At 40.8% G+C, this 2,510-nt stretch carries 3 protein-coding genes and 1 pseudogene; 1 reads left to right on the top strand and 3 read right to left on the bottom strand.

The window, feature by feature from the left end:
• A pseudogene (locus WA010_RS09195) lies at window positions 1-491 on the top strand (hypothetical protein); the annotation flags it as partial.
• Window positions 492-494: 3 nt separating this feature from the next.
• Here the strand turns inward: WA010_RS09195 and amrB are convergent.
• The 3 genes from amrB to WA010_RS09180 form a co-directional block, all read right to left on the bottom strand.
• Window positions 495-1,292: an AmmeMemoRadiSam system protein B gene (amrB, locus tag WA010_RS09190; protein WP_422556832.1), complete on the bottom strand. Its 798-nt coding sequence runs from the start codon at window positions 1,290-1,292 to the stop codon at window positions 495-497.
• Complete coding sequence (amrS, locus tag WA010_RS09185) at window positions 1,289-2,275, bottom strand: AmmeMemoRadiSam system radical SAM enzyme (RefSeq protein WP_422556831.1); 987 nt, start codon at window positions 2,273-2,275, stop codon at window positions 1,289-1,291. The genes amrB and amrS overlap by 4 nt, the downstream gene beginning before the upstream one ends.
• A partial coding sequence (locus tag WA010_RS09180) for an AMMECR1 domain-containing protein (RefSeq protein WP_422556830.1) occupies window positions 2,276-2,510 on the bottom strand: 235 nt, incomplete at its 5' end.

Below are 2,510 nucleotides of genomic sequence, written 5' to 3'. Positions count from 1 at the left end.
TGGGGTATGAACGGCTCCAAGAGATGTCCGATCCCGCTCAAAGCGTAGACCGTGCCCGCGAATACTGGCAGCAGCAGGGGCGAAGCGAGAAGTGGATTCAACAGCGGATGATGGGGCAGGAAACTCGAAATAAGCTTACTGATTATTGGAGCGAGAGCGGTGTCAAAAAAGGGGATGAATTCGCAATGCTGACAAATATTATCCACCAAGAGTGGAGTGGTATCAGCGTCAAAGAACATAAAAATATTAAAGGGCTGAAATCTCAAAATTTACGCGATCATATGAGCGAAGCAGAACTAATTTTTACCGCATTGGCTGAACTTTCGACACGGCAGATTGCCCAAGCTGATGAAGCTAAAGGGGTAGAGGAAAACGCAAAAGCGAGCAAAAAAGGTGGAAATATCGCTAAAAAAGCGCGTCTCGAACTCGAAGACAAAACGGGTAAAAGTGTCATAACGGGTGAGAACTTTTTACCACCGAAAAAGAAGTAACGTTTATCGAAACAACGCACTCGCATAGCCAACTACGCGCTCGCTATCTCCGCTCGCATCGGCACTGGTGCGATAATCGAGCAATACCGCTTCCATATTACGTTTATTGGCAACATCGAGCATCGCTTCAACCCCTATTTTCCCGCACGCTTCACACCCTTGATGGAGCATTGTACTGTTCTCATGTTTAATCGCTTCCAAACAGATTGAATCAAGTTTTTTCGCTTCATCCAATCCATAGTAATGGCTCAAATCAGTGCTGATAACGACGGCAGTATCGGGTTGATTCAGAAAATATTCGATAATAGGAGATATTTGCAACGGATCAGCATGGGCATAGACCATCTCGATCACGTTGACATTGCTCATATAGTGTTTAATAAATGGCATTTGTACTTCGGTACTGTGTTCATAGTGTGCATCATTTAGCATCGTTAGGCTAAATCGTTGTTGGATCTCATTGACTAATGCCGTATCGATCTCTAAATCTCCTAAAGGCGTTTGATAGCTTTTATTTTCACAAATACTGACCCCTTCAAACCCGATTTTATGAGATGGACCGATCACGACAACTGTTTTAGGATGAGTATGAGCTAGTATTCGAAAGGCGATATTTGCCGTAAATCCCGAATAAACCCACCCCGCATGGGGTACGATAATTGCATTGCCGCTCAAAGTATTAAAACGTGCCGCTATATCGGGATGAGAATCGAGTATCGTATTAAAATAATCAATCATTGTATTTATTTCTTCGGACGATACGGGATAAAAACTCCCGGCGACAGCCATATTTCTTTTCATTTCCAAACTCCTTCGATAAGTCGGTTACAGGTAGGACAGTGACCGTCATTGAGTGATAAATGGGTTATGCTGAACCCATGGCGTTCAATCAACAATGTATCACATTCTGGACATCGGGTTTGCGATGGAGATGAAACATTACCCATATAGACATAAAAAAGTCCTGCTTCTTTTCCGATTTTATAGGCATGTTTCAATGTTTCTATCGATGTAGCAGGGGTATTAATCATTTTATAGTCTGGGTGAAATGCACTCAAATGCCACGGAATATGCCGACCTAAATCAGTAACGATAAACTCAGCCATAGCGCGTAATTCCTCATTGCTATCATTTAGTCCAGGAATAACCAATGTTGTCACTTCTACCCAAATTCCATTTCGAACCATCGATCTTAATGTTTCTTGGACACCTTCAAGAGATGCTTTTAATGTGTTTTTGTAATAATTTGGTTTAAAACTTTTGAGATCGATATTTGCAGCATCGATCCATGATGGAATATCTACACATACTTCATCTGACTCGAAACCACTTGATACAAAAATATTTGATAATCCATTTTTTTTGGCTTCCACACCAATCTCTTTCGCATAAGGATACCAGACAGTCGGTTCATTGTAGGTGTAACTGACTGAACTACATCCTTGTTGGTATGCATACTTCACCGCATCTACGGCAGTAAGCGTGATTGACGTATCGATGTTTCCATTTTGGGAAATATGCCAGTTTTGGCAAAATGGACAACGTAAATTGCATCCGACAGTGCCGATGGAGAAGCTAATAGAAGAGGGCAAAAAGTGGTAAAGAGGTTTTTTTTCGATTGGATCGATATGGACTGCACTGGGATGATTATGTACTAAACATTCCAATACCCCATTTACATTTTTTTCGACATGGCACATTCCGATCTGATTTAAGGAGAGAGTACAGTAATGAGGGCATAAAAGACATACAATGCGATCCTCTTTGATACGATAATACTCCATCTATTTCTTCTCCGTGTATTTTTTAACCTGATACGTGTAGATTTCTGGATGATAAGAGAGTGGATCATTTCCTATACCGGCTTTGTGTCCCAAGTGATTAAAAAAACTGTCAAAATTACTTAAATCTTCCCACACTTGCGGTAAAAAAGTAGCTTGTTTATTTTCAAGTCTAAGTATGACTCCATCAATATTGGGACGAATTAATTGCTTTAACTCTTTTTGATCGGTATAAGCT

The organism is Sulfuricurvum sp. (assembly GCF_049305995.1).
Lineage (GTDB): Bacteria > Campylobacterota > Campylobacteria > Campylobacterales > Sulfurimonadaceae > Sulfuricurvum.
Note: the sequence above shows the minus strand (reverse complement) of the source record. Positions and strands in the feature narration are given on the sequence as shown.

Coding starts and splice junctions, on each gene's coding strand:
- amrB (WP_422556832.1), bottom strand. CDS start 1,292: ATGAAAAGAAATATGGCTGTCGCCGGGAGTTTTTATCCCGTATCGTCC.
- amrS (WP_422556831.1), bottom strand. CDS start 2,275: ATGGAGTATTATCGTATCAAAGAGGATCGCATTGTATGTCTTTTATGC.